Source organism: Pseudomonas sp. B34(2017), from assembly GCF_002112915.1.
Taxonomy (GTDB): domain Bacteria; phylum Pseudomonadota; class Gammaproteobacteria; order Pseudomonadales; family Pseudomonadaceae; genus Aquipseudomonas; species Aquipseudomonas pharyngis.
The window spans coordinates 380,598-394,264 of the sequence record NZ_NEJA01000007.1 but is presented as its reverse complement, the minus strand read 5'-3'; the positions used below and the strand labels follow the sequence as shown (position 1 = coordinate 394,264).

15 protein-coding genes are annotated in these 13,667 nt (G+C 59.5%); 4 read left to right on the top strand and 11 right to left on the bottom strand.

The window, feature by feature from the left end; all coding sequences use genetic code 11:
• Position 1 precedes the first annotated feature (1 nt).
• The 7 genes from CAF80_RS28930 to CAF80_RS23395 form a co-directional block, all read right to left on the bottom strand.
• Entirely contained in the window at positions 2 to 172 is a 171-nt protein-coding gene (locus CAF80_RS28930; RefSeq protein WP_170928293.1) for a hypothetical protein, read from the bottom strand.
• Between the two features lie 336 nt (positions 173 to 508).
• Positions 509 to 1,822: a flagellar hook protein FlgE gene (gene flgE, locus CAF80_RS23420; RefSeq protein WP_039772113.1), complete on the bottom strand. Its 1,314-nt coding sequence runs from the start codon at positions 1,820 to 1,822 to the stop codon at positions 509 to 511.
• 30 nt (positions 1,823 to 1,852) lie between these two features.
• Positions 1,853 to 2,581 (bottom strand): flagellar hook assembly protein FlgD, encoded by a 729-nt coding sequence (flgD, locus tag CAF80_RS23415; RefSeq protein WP_039772111.1) that lies wholly within the window; start codon positions 2,579 to 2,581, stop codon positions 1,853 to 1,855.
• A gap of 15 nt (positions 2,582 to 2,596) precedes the next feature.
• Positions 2,597 to 3,040, bottom strand: a complete 444-nt coding sequence (gene flgC, locus CAF80_RS23410; protein WP_007960329.1) for a flagellar basal body rod protein FlgC — start codon at positions 3,038 to 3,040, stop codon at positions 2,597 to 2,599.
• Positions 3,041 to 3,043: 3 nt separating this feature from the next.
• On the bottom strand, positions 3,044 to 3,451 hold the full coding sequence (gene flgB / locus CAF80_RS23405; RefSeq protein WP_007960328.1) for a flagellar basal body rod protein FlgB: 408 nt from the start codon (positions 3,449 to 3,451) through the stop codon (positions 3,044 to 3,046).
• A gap of 236 nt (positions 3,452 to 3,687) precedes the next feature.
• A complete protein-coding gene (gene cheR / locus CAF80_RS23400; protein WP_007960327.1) occupies positions 3,688 to 4,515 on the bottom strand; it encodes a protein-glutamate O-methyltransferase CheR in 828 nt (275 codons plus the stop codon).
• A gap of 47 nt (positions 4,516 to 4,562) precedes the next feature.
• Complete coding sequence (locus CAF80_RS23395) at positions 4,563 to 5,495, bottom strand: chemotaxis protein CheV (protein WP_011335509.1); 933 nt, start codon at positions 5,493 to 5,495, stop codon at positions 4,563 to 4,565.
• Positions 5,496 to 5,577: 82 nt separating this feature from the next.
• On the opposite strand from CAF80_RS23395, the gene flgA reads away from it, so the two are divergent.
• From flgA to CAF80_RS23375, 4 genes are all read left to right on the top strand, one after another.
• Positions 5,578 to 6,339 carry a flagellar basal body P-ring formation chaperone FlgA gene (gene flgA, locus CAF80_RS23390; RefSeq protein ID WP_064598681.1) on the top strand — a complete coding sequence of 254 codons (762 nt, stop codon included), beginning with the start codon at positions 5,578 to 5,580 and terminating at the stop codon, positions 6,337 to 6,339.
• A 205-nt stretch (positions 6,340 to 6,544) separates the two neighbouring features.
• Positions 6,545 to 6,871, top strand: a complete 327-nt coding sequence (gene flgM / locus CAF80_RS23385) for a flagellar biosynthesis anti-sigma factor FlgM (protein WP_007960324.1) — start codon at positions 6,545 to 6,547, stop codon at positions 6,869 to 6,871.
• Positions 6,872 to 6,919: 48 nt separating this feature from the next.
• Positions 6,920 to 7,387: a flagella synthesis protein FlgN gene (locus CAF80_RS23380; RefSeq protein ID WP_039772108.1), complete on the top strand. Its 468-nt coding sequence runs from the start codon at positions 6,920 to 6,922 to the stop codon at positions 7,385 to 7,387.
• A gap of 95 nt (positions 7,388 to 7,482) precedes the next feature.
• Entirely contained in the window at positions 7,483 to 8,229 is a 747-nt protein-coding gene (locus CAF80_RS23375; protein WP_039772106.1) for a flagellar brake protein, read from the top strand.
• A 60-nt stretch (positions 8,230 to 8,289) separates the two neighbouring features.
• Here CAF80_RS23375 and CAF80_RS23370 read toward each other — a convergent pair whose 3' ends face one another.
• The 4 genes from CAF80_RS23370 to CAF80_RS23355 all read right to left on the bottom strand — a co-directional run bounded on the left by CAF80_RS23370 (position 8,290) and on the right by CAF80_RS23355 (position 13,477).
• Positions 8,290 to 9,654, bottom strand: a complete 1,365-nt coding sequence (locus tag CAF80_RS23370; RefSeq protein ID WP_039772104.1) for an MFS transporter — start codon at positions 9,652 to 9,654, stop codon at positions 8,290 to 8,292.
• 68 nt (positions 9,655 to 9,722) lie between these two features.
• Positions 9,723 to 10,964 carry a glutamine synthetase family protein gene (locus CAF80_RS23365; protein ID WP_170844878.1) on the bottom strand — a complete coding sequence of 414 codons (1,242 nt, stop codon included), beginning with the start codon at positions 10,962 to 10,964 and terminating at the stop codon, positions 9,723 to 9,725.
• 219 nt (positions 10,965 to 11,183) lie between these two features.
• Complete coding sequence (locus tag CAF80_RS23360) at positions 11,184 to 11,876, bottom strand: sensor histidine kinase KdpD (protein ID WP_085668006.1); 693 nt, start codon at positions 11,874 to 11,876, stop codon at positions 11,184 to 11,186.
• Positions 11,873 to 13,477 (bottom strand): tetratricopeptide repeat-containing response regulator, encoded by a 1,605-nt coding sequence (locus tag CAF80_RS23355; protein ID WP_085647368.1) that lies wholly within the window; start codon positions 13,475 to 13,477, stop codon positions 11,873 to 11,875. The genes CAF80_RS23360 and CAF80_RS23355 overlap by 4 nt, the downstream gene beginning before the upstream one ends.
• Positions 13,478 to 13,667 lie beyond the last annotated feature (190 nt).

Sequence of the window (13,667 nt, the reverse complement as noted above, 5' to 3'; positions counted from 1 at the left end):
CTTAAAAAGCAAACATCCCGCGCCTGCCTTTGCCTTTGCCTTTGCCTTTGCCTTTGCCTTTGCCTTTGCCTTTGCCTTTGCCTTTGCCTTTGCCTTTGCCTTTGCCTTTGCCTTTGCCTTTGCCTCCACCACTCAACACGATGAGCGTTAGCTCGAGTACCGCTTTTGACATGCCGGCCCCATCGGAAGGCTGAGTGGAGGGATTTATCCGGGGGTGGGAGCGCAGCGACCGTGCGGCGCAGCCGCATGCATCGAGAGGAGGTGCAGCGAAGTAAACCGTAGGCGATGCCCCCGGATGAATCCCGTAACGAAGGAACACCGAGCCAAAGCGAGGTGCCGAACGCCGGGGCCCAGCGTTTTGGTTCCTTTTGGGCGTTTGCAAAAGGGACTCGCCGTAAGGGCGAAACCGCCAGCGGCAACACCCGCAGAAACGGATAAACACCCCAAACCGCAGCCAAAAAAAAGCCCCTCAAAAAGAGGGGCTCCTTAACCAGCCAAAACCCAGAAATCAGGTCATCTGAATAATGGTCTGCATGATAGTGCTCTGAGTCGAAATGGTCTTGGCGTTCGCCTGATAGTTGCTCTGGCCCTTGATCAGATCAACCAGCTCATTGGTCAGGTTAACGTTCGACTCCTCCAGCGAGTTCGAAACCACCGACCCCAGCGTACCGGTCTCCGGCGCATCGTAGCCCGGAATACCCGAAGCAAAAGTCTCTTTCCAGCTGGTACCACCGATCGGCTGCAGGCCCTGCTCGTTGGTGAAGCTCGCCAGCGCAACCTGGCCGATGGCCTTGCTCTGGTTGTTGCTGAAGTTGGCGAACAGCGTACCGGTACCGTCGATGGTCAGGTTGGTGATCTGGCCAGTGGCGTAACCATCCTGAGTCGGGATCGAACGCGCGGTGTCAGCGTTGTATTGAGTGGTCTTGGCCATCGAAATGGTAATGCCGGCCGGGTTAGCCGAAGCACCGTTGGCCGTCCACACACCGTTGGTGACAGTGCCCGGTACCCAGCCAGTGAGTTTCAGGTCGCTGCTGATCACGGCAGGCGGAGTGCTGACCTGAGTCAGCTTGCCAGTGGAGTCAAAGGTCATGGTCGATGCGACAGGCGCAGTGACTTTCGGATCGCTGCCGGTAGCATCCGGGTTGCGACCGTCCACCAGGGTGTAGACCTTCCAGGTGTTGGCGCCTGTCTTCACCATGTACTGATCCATGACATGGGAGTTGCCCTGGCTGTCATAGATCGGAGTGCTGAACGACTTGGTGTAGGTCGCGAGGTTGGTCGGGTCGAACTTGCCGGCCGCTACTGTGTCGTCGATCACCGGAGCCGTCGAGTTCAGGTTAATGGTCGAGGTCACCAGCGAGGTGGACTTCGGCGCCAGGTTCGAGGTGTCGATCTTCAGATCGGTCAACACGCCGTTGATGATCTTGCCGTTGGAGTCCACACCGTAGCCTTGCAGACGCGAGGTGTAGTCAGTGTTGGTGATGAAGCCGTCCTTGTCGACCTTGAACGTACCGGCACGCGTGTAAGAGATCGAACCGTTGTTGCTCAGGGTGAAGAAGCCCGAACCATTGATCCCCATATCCAGCACGTTGCCGGTGTTGTTGATGTCGCCTTGGGTGAACTGCTGGGAAACGTTGGCCAGACGCACGCCGTTACCAATGACCTTGCTGCCGCTGCCCAGGCGAGTCGCCGAGTAGACGTCTTCGAATTCTGCGCGGGACGATTTGAAACCGGCGGTCGCGACGTTGGCGATGTTGTTGCCGGTCACGTCCAGTTGCTTGTTGGCTGCATAGAGACCGCTAAGGCCGATATTGAAAGACATATTCCACTCCTTTGTGCCGGTTAGTCGGCTCTATATACCAATGGTTTGTACTTTGGACAGAGCGACGGTGCCCTTGCCGGACAGGTTGAGCATCAGCTCGCCGCCGGTCTGGCTGATCGTCACGCTGGTGACCGTGGCTGGCAGATAGGTCGCCAGGTCGGTCGCGGTGCCGTTGATCGAGGCGTTGGCCTTGACGGTGTAGGTACCGGTTTTCACCAGGTTGCCGTCCTTGTCCTTGCCGTCCCAGGTGAAGCTCGCATCGCCTGCGGCGCGACTGCCCAGATCAATGGTGCGAACGGTGGCGCCGCTGCTGTCGGTGATAGTGACGGTACCGCCGGCAATCGACGACGGAACAGTGACCGAACCGGTCATGCCTTTGCTCGGATCGTCCAGCTGAACCGTATTGGTCTGCACAATCACATTGCGACCCACCAGCGACGAAGCCTGCAGGGCTTGCGACGAGTTGTAGTTGCCGGCCAGCGAACTGACGGTGCTGTTGAGGGTGGTGATCCCCTCGAGGCTGCTGAACTGCGCCAGCTGGGCAACGAATGCGCTGTTGTCCTGCGGGTCGAGCGGGTTCTGGTTCTTCAGCTGGGTCACCAGCAGTTGCAGGAACGCGTCCTTGCCCAGGGCCTGGCCGCCGGTCGAGCTGTTGGTGGCCGAAGCGATGCCGCCGGTGGTGGTGCTACTGGTCTTCTTCGAAGAGTTGGCCAGTATGTCGTTCATCGTCAGGCTGCTGGTGGTATCGGTAACACTCATGGCAGTCGCCCCTTATCACTGACCGAGGGTCAGTACCTTCTGCATCATGGTCTTGGCGGTGTTCATCATTTCGGCGTTGGTCTGGAATGACCGGCTCGCGGAAATCATGTCGGCCATTTCTTCCACCACGTTGACGTTCGGGTAGTAGACGTAGCCTTTGGCGTCGGCCGCCGGATGGTTCGGCTCGTAGCGCGCTTCGAGGTTGCTCTGGTCTTCGACCACGCCCATGACCTGCACGCCCTGGCCCGCAGCATCCTGGTTCTGGAACAGCGAATTGCTGCCGCCGCTCTGGCCGCCCTGGAACATGGTGGCGAACACCGGGTGACGGGCGCGATAAGTCTGGTCGATGCTAGACGAGACGGTCTCGGCGTTGGCGATGTTCGAAGCCACGGTATTGAGGCGGGTGGTCTGGGCACTCATGCCGCTGCCGGCAATGTTGAAAACGCTGGACAGGGACATGGATTACTCTCCGCGCAGGGCTGAGACCAGCCCTTTGAATTTGCTGTTGAGCAGGGTGAAGCTGGCCTGGAAGCCGACGGCGTTTTCCGCGTAGTTCGACTGTTCCAGTTGGGCGTCCACGGTGTTCTGGTCGATCGACGGCTGCATCGGCGTGCGATACATCAGCGACTCGTCGCCATTGCCCAGGCCTTCAGCTTCGATATGACGGCTGTTGGTCATGTTCAGGGCGATGGTGCCGTTGGCGTTCTTCTGGCTCTGTGCTTCAAGCACTTTGGAGAACTCCAGATCCCGCGCCTTGTAGTTCGGGGTGTCGGCGTTGGCGATGTTGTTGGCCAGCACTTCGGCACGCTGGGCGCGGAAGCCCAGAGCCTTTTCGTGAATGCCGAGCGCTTTATCGAAGCTGATGCTCATGTCGGGAACCTTCAGGTGACCGGATTTTTCGTAACTGGGTTATAGCAAGCGGCGTGCCAGTTTTAGAAAGCCCCGGATTACGGGGCTTTGCACGCAATCGGCAAAGCGGCAATGCCAGAAAAGCGGCAACCGGTTTCCGCCGGATGCCGCTTTTCTGCCGCCTGCCACCGGCAAAACCTTCAGGCATAAAAAAACGGGAGCCCCTGAGGACTCCCGTTTCTTGTGGCGCCGGTGTTTCACTTTGCCTGGTAGATGATCCCCGGGCTGCACTGAACCATCTGGTAATGATCCGGCAGACCGTTCAGCGCTTCGGAAGCGCCAAGGAACAGATAACCGCCCGGCTTCAGCGTGCTGTGAATGCGCAACAGGATGTCCTTCTTCACCTCGGCGGAGAAGTAGATCAGCACGTTGCGGCAGAACACGATGTCGAACTTGCCCAGGCTGGCGTAGCTGTCGAGCAGGTTGAACGAGCGGAATTCCACCCGGTTCTTGATCGGCGCCTTGATCACCCAGCGCCCCGGCCCTTTCGGGTCGAAGTAGCGCTGCAGACGATCGGCGGACAGACCGCGACCGATCGCCAGGCTGTCGTACTCGCCGGTCTTGCAGTTGGTCAGCATGCTGCCGGACAGATCCGTGGCGACGATCTGCACGCCCATCTTCAACTGACCGATGTTCGTCCGCTCGAACTCGTCGATCGACATCGACAGCGAATAGGGTTCCTGACCCGACGAGCAGGCCGCCGACCAGATCCGCAGACGCTGGTTGGGAGCGGCCTTGATCGCCTCGGGCAGTACCTTGTTCTTCAAGACTTCAAACGGATAGGTGTCGCGAAACCACAGGGTTTCGTTGGTCGTCATGGCATCGACCACCTGCTCGCGCAAACCGCTGCGTGGCTGGGTCTGGATGCGCTGAACCAGCTCACCCAGGGACTTGATGCCTTGCTGCTCCATCAGTTTGTTGAGACGGCTCGAGACCAGATACTGCTTGTTTTCACCGAGCAAAATGCCACAGGCTTTTTCCAGGAAGACCCGGAACTGTTCGAAATCCAAATTACCCGTAGACAAATGATGCCGCCTCTTAAATCGTGTTGAACGCCAGGGGCAGAAGGCCCTTAGCTGATGTCTGCTGCTTTGATCCGGTCGACTACCCGGGATGCCAGGTCATCAGGACGGAATTTGGCCAGGAAGTCATCGGCACCGACTTTCTTGACCATCGCCTGATTGAACACACCCGACAACGAAGTATGCAGGATGATATGAAGCTTTTGCATGCGAGGGTCGCTGCGGATCTCGGCCGTCAGGGTGTACCCGTCCATCTCCGGCATTTCGATGTCGGAGATCATCATCAGGAACTCTTCTTCCGGCTTCTTGCCCTCGTCGACCAGCTTGCGCAGGTAATCCAGCGCTTGCCTGCCGTCGTTCAACGCCACCACTTCGACACCGACCGTCTGCAGGCAACGCGTCACCTGCTTGCGCGCCACCGACGAGTCATCGACCGTCAGTACCCGCAACGACAACGCCTTGCTCTGGGTCTCGACATCCACCACGCCGACCGAAATCGCTTCCGGTGTCGGTGCAACTTCCGCCAGCACCTTCTCGACGTCGATGATTTCGACTAACTGATTGTCGACCCGAGTCACAGCGGTCAGGTAGTGATCGCGTCCGGTGCCCTTGGGCGGCGGATGAATCTCTTCCCAGTTCATGTTCACGATACGTTCCACCGAGCGCACCAGGAAACCCTGGGTCTTGGTGTTGTATTCCGTGATGATCACGAACGGACTGTTCTTGTCTTTCAAAGCACCGGAGCCGGTCGCCATCGCCAGATCAAGGATCGGAATGGTCGCCCCCCGGATATTCGCCACCCCGCACACGACAGGACTGGACTTGGGCATCAGCGTCAGTTGCGGGCACTGCAGCACTTCCCGAACCTTGAACACGTTGATCCCGTAGAGCTGCTGGCCGTCGAGACGGAACAACAACAGCTCAAGGCGATTCTGCCCCACCAGTTGCGTGCGCTGGTTCACCGAATCCATTACACCAGCCATGCCCAGACTCCTACACCAACGCCAAGTGTTGTTGCGACGCACATTCATTGCTAAACGGCACGGCGCTTGCTTTTTAACTCGTATGAACGCTCAAACGACATTTTTCCGACGCCTGACATCTCCCCTCCGCAGAGGGCTTTGCGCGATGTCCGCCGTTTGCCTGTCTTTCGCTGGCAGCCCTGCCGTTGCTGATGCGGTTACCATGCCTGACATGCTTATCGGCGTCACTCAGGGCTTTCTTGAATTCACCGTAGAAGACTATCTCGCCACCAGTCAAACGGAAGGCCGATATGAAATCGAGGTCAACCAGCTCGATCCACGCATGCGCATGCCTATGTGCGACAAGGAATTGACAGCGACACTGGAGAGTCCGGCACGTCCTCTGGGCCGTGTCACGGTCAAGGTCCGCTGCGAAGGCGCCTCCCCCTGGACGGTGTTCGTGCCCGCTCAAGTCCGCCTGTTTCGCGAGATTGTCACCACCACGCGGCCACTCAAGCGCGCCGGCATCATCGAGCCGCAGGACGTGACCTTGCGCGAGCGCGACGTCAGCACGATCAATCAGGGTTTCCTGACGTCGGTGGATGAAGCCATCGGCCAGAAATTGACCCGACCAACGGTAGCCGATCAAGTCATTACCCTGGTGCATCTGGAACAGGCGGAAGTGGTTCGCAAGGGCGATCAAGTGGTGATCACCGCCCGCAGCGGTACCCTCGCCGTCCGGATGCCGGGCGAAGCGCTGGCCAACGGCGGCCTGAAAGAACAGATTCGAGTGAAGAACCTCAACTCCCAACGGGTCATCAAGGCGCAGGTTGTAGCGCCCGGCCAGGTGGAAGTAGCGATGTAAGCGGCGAGTGAGCGGCACGATGAGCGGATATCTGAAAAGCCCCTGAGCGTTTGGCAGAAAACTGGCGCTGACCAGAGCTGTTCCCTAAACTGTGCCGCAGCAGGATCTGCAACGGCGCATGCAAGCTCATTGCTAAATGGGCCTAAAGTTTTCCAGGGGATGGCCGAGAACATGGCAAGCGTCCAAATTCCCAGAGGTTTTTAACATGGTCATCGATTTCAGCCGTTTGAACAGCTCCTCGTCACTTACGGGCAGTACACGTACCAGCAACGCCAAGGAAACCGCCGAAACCGGCACCTCCGCGCCGCTGAATACCCCGGCCGAACAGGCCAGTACCGCAAAAAGCGGGGAATCGGTACACCTCAGCAATGAGGCTCAACAGTTGCAGAAGGTCACTGACAAGCTGCGTGATCAGCCTGCCGTCGACAAGGCCCGCGTGGCCGAGTTGAAAGCAGCGATTGCCGATGGCAGCTACAAGGTCGACAGCAACCGTGTAGCCAGCAAACTGCTCAATTTCGAAGCCCAGCGCTAGGCCTCGGTCAGCGCCAGGCTTTTGGACGCTTAAAACCCAAGGCCAGCCATGCACGACACTAATTTATTGCAACTGATCATCGACGACTTTGCTCCAGCTCAACAATTGCTGGAGTTACTGCAAACCGAGTCCCTCGCCTTGCACGGTCGCGACATGCCTCTGCTGGAAGAAATTCTGGCGAACAAGCAGGCATTGATCATTCTGCTCGAACAGCATGGCCGCAAGCGCAGCGAAATCCTCGCCAGTCTCAATCTGTCGCTCGACCGCGCCGGCCTGGAACAACTGGCCAGCCAGTCGAGCATCGGCGACCAGTTGCTCAGCCAGAGCGATGTCCTGACCGATCTGATCGCCCAGTGCCAGGCAGCCAATGCCAGGAATGGCCAGTCGATCATCATGCAACAGGCCGCCACGGCCAATCAGCTGAAAATCCTCACCGGCGGCGAGCCACCCGCGCTCTACGATGCCAGTGGCACCTTCTCCAAACTGCAGAAACCGCGCGCGCTCAGCCAGGCGTGATGCTTTCTTCTATGCTTGCGCCCTATCAACGTGCGAAACATGCTGGCAAAATACTGGCCAGCCGTAGTCAAATTTTGTCTGGAGATTGATTTAACGTGTCCAACGTCCTCAGCGCGGATGATGCTCCGCAGCCCCCAAAGGTGCTCACTACACCTCTGGAAATCTCCAGCAACCTGCGCCAGCTGCAAGAAAGCCATGATCCTCTGATCATCACCTTCCACGAGCGCAGCCAGCGCTTCCAGAGCTACCTGATCAAGGTTGACCGGGAAACCGCCACGATTGCCCTGGACGAGATGATCCCGCGCGATGGCGAACGCTTCCTGCTCGCCGGCGAGCCGTTCAAGGTCGAAGGTTTTCATGACGGCGTGCGCATTGCCTGGGAATGCAACGGCACGCTGAACATCGAAGAATCCAGTGGCGATCGCTTCTACACCGGCGACCTGCCCACCGAAGTGGTCTATCACCAGCGCCGCAATGCGTTCCGCGCCGCTTTGAAGCTGACCGACCTGGTCAGCGTCGAACTGGGTGGCGAAAAGCTCAAGTCGCCTATCGGCGGCAAACTGCTGGATATCTCCGCCACCGGCTGCAAACTGCGCTTCGAAGGCGACATCACCGACCGCCTGCAACTGGGCCAGGTTTATGATCGCCTGATCGCCGCGCCGCTGTTCGGCAACCAGCCGACTTCGGTCGAGCTGCGTTACCTGCACTTCGAAGAAAAACTCAACATCACCTTCGCCGGCCTGCGCTTTCACAACATCAGCGGCCCGGCGGCGCGCAACGTCGAGCGTTTCGTTTATCAACTGCAACGCGAAGCGCGTCGGTTCGATAAAGACGACCTCTGATCGGCATGCATGAAAAAACGGGCAGTCACTGCGGTGACTGCCCGTTTTTTTATGCCTGAATCACGGCCTGGCGGGGCTGATGTCCGGCCCTTCGCCTTCGATTGTCGAGTCGGTTGACGCGACAGGTTCTGGCTCGGGTTCAGGTTCAGGCTCCGGAGCGACCGTATTCTGCATCTGCTCCTGCACCACCTGCTCGTCAACCCGCGGGTCAAGCGCAGCCACCAGCGGCGAGCTGGACATGCTGTCCGGCATCGCCACGTGATGCAGCGGTGCATCGTCGACCTGGTGCAGATTGGTCACGGCTTTCGGCCGGATCCGCCACACCAGCACCAGCGCGAAAAAGGTGAAGAACGCGTACAGACTCTGCGGCCCGAACAGCTTCATCAGCACCCCGGCCGCCAGCGGCCCGATACTCGCCCCCACGCCGTAAGTCACCAGCAGCATCGCCGTCAGCGACACCCGACGCTCGCCTTCGACGTGGTCGTTAGAGAACGCCACCGCCAACGGGTACAGGCAGAACTGCACCAGCGAACAGAGGAAGCCGACCACGAACAGTACCTCCAGCGGCACTTGCGGCAGGATCGCCAGCGGCAACGAAGCAACCGCGAGGAACAGCGCGAAACAGCGGATCAACAGCGCCCGGTCATAGCGGTCGGACAACCAGCCCAGCGGCCACTGCACCACCAGCCCGGCAAAAATGCAGCTACCCATGAACAGACCGACCTGTTCGGTGGACAGCCCCTGCTGCGAGGCATACAGCGGCGCCAGACCGTAGAACGAACCGATGATCAACCCGGCCCCGAGCACCGTACTCAGCGACTGCGGCACGCGCTTGATAAAGAAGCGCGGCTCCATCGGCGCCGGATGCAGCGGCGCCGGGTGAATCCGGCGGGTCAGCGCCACCGGCACCAGACACAGGGCGAAGCACAGCGCGACCAGCATCAGCAGTTCCAGACCAAGGCCCGGGTGCATGACCAGAATCAGCTGACCGAGTACCAGCCCCAGGTACGACGCGATCATGTAGCCGCTGAACACCAGACCGCGCTGATTGGCGTCGGCCTGCTCGTTCAGCCAGCTCTCGATGACCATGTACTGGCACATCATGCCGAGGCCGACGATGGTCCGCAGCACCAGCCACGCCGGCAACCAGTCCACCAGGCCATGACCGAGCACCGCCGCACCGACGATCCCGGCACACGCCGAGTAGGCGCGGATATGCCCGACCCGGGCAATCAGTCGGTGACCGATCTTGCCGCCCAGCACCAGACCGAAATAGTTGGCCGCCATCAACGCACCGACCCACAACCCGTCGACATGGTCGGCAGCCAGACGCAAAGCCAGATAAGTAGAAAGAAGGCCCGAGCCGATCAACATCATCAGCGAGGCGAAATACAGCGCTCGAAAGGATTTCCAGATTTGGCGCATCGGCGTTCCGAGCGGCTCCTTGCAGTAAGTATCGGGCTATCAAACGATAGCCCGACGGCGACATTTCGTCAGGCCTGGGCTGCTAGAACACGGCGTTCCCAGGGAGTGATTTCATCAAAGAAACTGGTCAACTCCATGGTCTTCGAAGCGATGTAGCCTTCGATGAACTCCGTGCCGAACAGTTCCTTTGCAAGCTGGCTGCGTTTCAGACGTTCGAGCGCCGCGTGCAAGGTACACGGCAGCGAAAGATTGTCCGGCACGTCGAACTCGCCCTGAATCGCTTCGCTTGGCTCGAGTTCATGCTCGATGCCGTACAAGCCGGCGGCCAGGCTTGCGGCAATCGCCAGGTACGGGTTGGCATCGGCCCCCGGCAAACGGTTCTCGACCCGACGCGCAACCGGCGAACTGGCCGGAATGCGCAGGCCGGCGGCGCGGTTGTCGTGGGACCAGCAGGCATTGTTCGGCGAGGCAAACGGATGGCACAGCCGTTGATAAGAATTGACGTTCGGCGCAAACAGCGCGGTGAAGTCGGCCATGCCCGCCTGCTGCCCGCCGATGAAGTGGCGGAACATCGCGGTTGGCTGACCGTCGGTGTCGCTGAACACATTCTTGTCACTGTCGATCTCGACGATGCTCTGGTGAATGTGCATCGAACTGCCCGGCGTGTGCGCCAGTGGCTTGGCCATGCACACCACGGTCAGGCCGTGCTTGAGCGCGACTTCCTTGAGCAGATGCTTGAACAGGAATGTCTGGTCGGCCAGCAGCAGCGGATCACCGTGCAGCAGGTTGATCTCGAACTGGCTGACACCCATTTCGTGCATGAAGGTATCGCGTGGCAGGCCCAGAGCCGCCATGCATTTATAGACTTCACTGAAGAACGGTCGCAGACCGTTGTTGGAACTGACGCTGAACGCCGAATGACCGTCCTCGCGACGACCGTCGAGACCGACTGGCGGCTGGAACGGTTGGGTCGGGTCGGTGTTCGGAGCGAACACAAAAAATTCGAGTTCGGTTGCCACCACCGGCGCCAGACCTAGGGCTGCGTAGCGGGCAATGACCTTCTTGAGCTGACCACGGGTCGACAGGTTGGAGCTTTCGCCGGTCAGTTCGTCGGCATCACAGATTGCCAAGGCCCGTGGCTCTTCGCTCCATGGCAACGGATGGATCTGCGCAGGATCGGCCACCAGCGCCAGATCGCCGTCATCGCTGCCATAGAATTTCGCGGCAGGATAACCGCCCATGATGCATTGCAGCAGCACCCCCCGGGCCAACTGCAGACGCCGCCCTTCGAGGAAGCCCTCGGCGGTCATTACCTTGCCCCGTGGCACGCCGTTCAAATCCGGCGTGACACATTCAATCTCATCAATGCCCGTCAATCGCTGCGCGAGTGAACGCTGGCCATCGGTTGTCATGACGCAATCCTTGTTATTGTGCGAGCCGCGAACGGCGACCCGGACAAAATAGGCTTCGGCTGTTCGGAATATCAAGCAGCAGCCAACAAAAAGAATTCCGGTCGATGAATCGGTGATTCAGGGCAGGTAAATACTGAACACACCGCCACCCAACGGGCCGCCATTACGGATCTCGGTCCGGCCGCCAACACCGTTGCGCTGATGCAGCGCGGCGATGCGTCCGGCGAAGTACAGACCGAGGCCGGTGCTGCCACTGCTGTGGTTGATGCCCTGCACGTAATCGGCCTGACGCTCAAGCATTTCGGCCGGGTAACCGTCGCCGTCGTCATTGATGCTCAGCACCAGTTGCCCGGCTTCGTCGCTGACAGTGATCAGCAGCGATTCACGGGCGTAACGGATCGCATTGTTGATGCAGTTGCCCAGCACCGAGGCGATCAGTTCGCGATCAAAGAAACCCAGCGGACTGAGCGGATCGACTTCGTAAGTGGCAATGATTCCACGACTGGCGAACACTTCCTGATGGGCCGCCAGTTGCGCCTCGATGAAATCGTCCAGCTCGTGATAGGCCGGCTGCAACGGCATCTGATTGACCCCGAGCTTGTACAGCCCGAGCAGCTGCACCAGCATGCCGTTGAGGTGGGCGAACTCAAAGTCGATCACGCCCTGCTCCGCCCCTTGGCGCTGTGCCTCGGGCAGACGCGCCAGCCATTGGCTGTGGGCCTGCATCAGCATCGCCAGAGAGTTCTTCATGTCGTGCACGGTGGAGGCGATCACCGTGGAAAAATCCAGTGCCTGCTCGTCTTGGTTCATTCGCCAAACGCCTTGCTTTTCAGCTTCTGATAACGCGGATAACGCGCGTCGGTATCGGGCATCATGCCCACCAGTTTCAGGCAGGCCCGACATTCTTCCAGCTCCGCCGACGGCACATTGGTGTCGGTGCCGTGCAGCAGCGACTGGGCCATGTTCAGCGCAATACTGATGTTCTTCGGTTGCATCTTCAGCGCCTTGCGGAACACCTCGCGGGCCTCCACCAGGTTGCCGGTCTTGTACACGCGCACACCCTGCCGGTTGAGGTCGGCGGCCGCGTTGCTGGAGCTGAGAATAGTCGGGTCGTCGGTGAGCTTGGCGATGTCTTTCATCACCGTCGGGTCATCGCCGTAGATTTCCGCACAACTCTTGAGCATCGAGGTGCCCGCCTCGGTCTGGCCGAGCATCTGCAATTGCTTGGCCACCAGCAACGCGGCCTCGGGGCTCATGAACTGCTCCATGCCGTCGAGGCGCATCAGCGCTTGTTCGGTGAGTTTTTCGGCGGTCTCGGCATCGTTGAGCAACAGGCTCGTAGCCTTCATCAGACGCGCACGAATCTGCAGGCCCGGATCGGTCGGGTTTTCCTTGGCCACGGCGCTGAGGGTGGTGTTGATCTCCAGACGCGTTCGGGTATCGAGCCCGCGCTCGCTGCCTTTGCTGATCAAGGCATGGGCCAGGCCGAGATTGCTTTCCGGATCCTTGAAGCGCGATTGCGCGCCCTGATTCACCGCCTGGCGATAAGCCCGGGAAGCGGTGTCGAAATCTTCGTTGGCCATCGCCAGCTTGCCCAGCAATGCCTGACGGCGCACTGCCAGCGGCGACAGGCGAATCGCTTCCTCCAGCACTTGCTGCGCGCCTTTGGTATCGCCTTCGGCGACCAGCACGTCAGCCATGCCGTCATACAGCGCCGGCATCATCGGGAAGACCTTCAGGGCTTTTTCGTAAACGCCCTTGGCCTGACTGACCTGCCCACGCTTGAACAGCAACTTGCCCAACCCGGCAAACGCCCACGGCAACGGCCGGTCAGCGATGATGCTGTCGTAAAGGCGCTCGAGCGCTTCGTTCTGGTTCATGTCGCGCAACGCATCGGCGCGATAACGCAGGCACAGCGGCGAATAACGGATGTCCTGTTTGCACAGGGCGATGCAGGCGTTGAGCACTTCCATCGGTTTGCCACGGTCGAGGGCTTGCAGAATCGGCTTGAGCAGGGTCTTGCGCTGCTCCAGACGCTCCAGGCGCTGAGCCAGGCCGGAACGGTTGAACGGCTTGGTCAGGTACGCGTCCGGCTCGTGCTCCAGGGCACTGAGCACCATCGCCTGACTGGTCTCGGCCGTGACCATCACGAACACCGCTTCGTGGCTGATCAGCTTCTCCATCATCAGGTCTTCCAACACCTGCTGACCGTTCTTCTTGCCGTCACCGAGGTGGAAGTCCTGAAGGATGAAATCGTAGGACTTCTGCGCGCACATTTTCAGCGCCTGCTCACCCGTGTCGGCGGTGTCCACATCCTTGACACCCAACTCGCGCAACATCGAACGCACGGAACTGCGGAAATCCGAGAAATCATCGACGATCAGAAAACTCTTTTGGTGATACGACAGCATCGAGGATTTCCAGGCAATTGAAGAAGATGGACCATTTCCAGGCGCGCAGATGATAGCTGCCGGCCAAATGCTATCAAGCGATTTCGCGCGACTCTGTAGTCACCGAACGGGTTATCGGCCGGATCAGTGGTTCTCTTGAAGCGGGGGTTCAAGATTCGTTGCGCAAGGATTACCCTGCGCGGCGGTTCTC

Coding starts and splice junctions, on each gene's coding strand:
- flgM (WP_007960324.1), top strand. CDS start 6,545: ATGGTCATCGATTTCAGCCGTTTGAACAGCTCCTCGTCACTTACGGGC.
- CAF80_RS23395 (WP_011335509.1), bottom strand. CDS start 5,495: ATGGCTGGTGTAATGGATTCGGTGAACCAGCGCACGCAACTGGTGGGG.
- flgD (WP_039772111.1), bottom strand. CDS start 2,581: ATGAGTGTTACCGATACCACCAGCAGCCTGACGATGAACGACATACTG.
- CAF80_RS23360 (WP_085668006.1), bottom strand. CDS start 11,876: ATGAACCAAGACGAGCAGGCACTGGATTTTTCCACGGTGATCGCCTCC.
- CAF80_RS23380 (WP_039772108.1), top strand. CDS start 6,920: ATGCACGACACTAATTTATTGCAACTGATCATCGACGACTTTGCTCCA.
- CAF80_RS23365 (WP_170844878.1), bottom strand. CDS start 10,964: ATGACCGCCGAGGGCTTCCTCGAAGGGCGGCGTCTGCAGTTGGCCCGG.
- flgE (WP_039772113.1), bottom strand. CDS start 1,822: ATGTCTTTCAATATCGGCCTTAGCGGTCTCTATGCAGCCAACAAGCAA.
- CAF80_RS28930 (WP_170928293.1), bottom strand. CDS start 172: ATGTCAAAAGCGGTACTCGAGCTAACGCTCATCGTGTTGAGTGGTGGA.
- CAF80_RS23370 (WP_039772104.1), bottom strand. CDS start 9,654: ATGCGCCAAATCTGGAAATCCTTTCGAGCGCTGTATTTCGCCTCGCTG.
- CAF80_RS23355 (WP_085647368.1), bottom strand. CDS start 13,477: ATGCTGTCGTATCACCAAAAGAGTTTTCTGATCGTCGATGATTTCTCG.
- flgB (WP_007960328.1), bottom strand. CDS start 3,451: ATGAGCATCAGCTTCGATAAAGCGCTCGGCATTCACGAAAAGGCTCTG.
- flgC (WP_007960329.1), bottom strand. CDS start 3,040: ATGTCCCTGTCCAGCGTTTTCAACATTGCCGGCAGCGGCATGAGTGCC.
- flgA (WP_064598681.1), top strand. CDS start 5,578: ATGAACGCTCAAACGACATTTTTCCGACGCCTGACATCTCCCCTCCGC.